The following is a 493-nucleotide window of genomic DNA, read 5'->3' as shown; positions in this document are numbered from 1 at the left end:
ACGTACATCGATCGGCTGGAGCCGGATTTTCCCTAAGGGAGATGAAGCGGAACCGAATGAAGCAGGCTTACAATTCTATGATGATGTATTTGATGAACTGCTCAAGCATGGCATCGAGCCTGTGATTACGCTGTCTCACTTTGAGATGCCGCTCCATTTAGCAAGAGAGTACGGCGGGTTCCGCAGCCGAAAAGTCGCTGAGTATTTCGCAAAATTCGCAGAAGTATGCTTCAATCGATACAAGGACAAGGTCACATACTGGATGACATTTAATGAAATCAATAACAAAATGGATGTCAACAACCCACTATTCCTTTGGACAAATTCAGGGGTATCAGTCAAAGAAGGCGAAAATGCCAAAGAAGTCATGTATCAAGCAGGACACCATGAATTACTTGCAAGTGCATGGGCAGTAGCCAAAGGAAAAGAGATCAATCCTGCTTTCCAAATTGGAGCAATGGTTTCTCACGTGCCAATCTATCCGTATTCCTCA

The 493-nt window shown here is 44.4% G+C and carries 1 pseudogene; it reads left to right on the top strand.

What is annotated here, in order from left to right:
• Positions 1 to 493, top strand: a pseudogene (gene bglA, locus GFC01_RS17950) (6-phospho-beta-glucosidase BglA); the annotation flags it as partial.

The sequence above is a fragment of the Desulfofundulus thermobenzoicus genome (assembly GCF_009428905.1).
Lineage (GTDB): Bacteria > Bacillota > Desulfotomaculia > Desulfotomaculales > Desulfovirgulaceae > Desulfofundulus_A > Desulfofundulus_A thermobenzoicus.
Note: the sequence above shows the minus strand (reverse complement) of the source record. Positions and strands in the feature narration are given on the sequence as shown.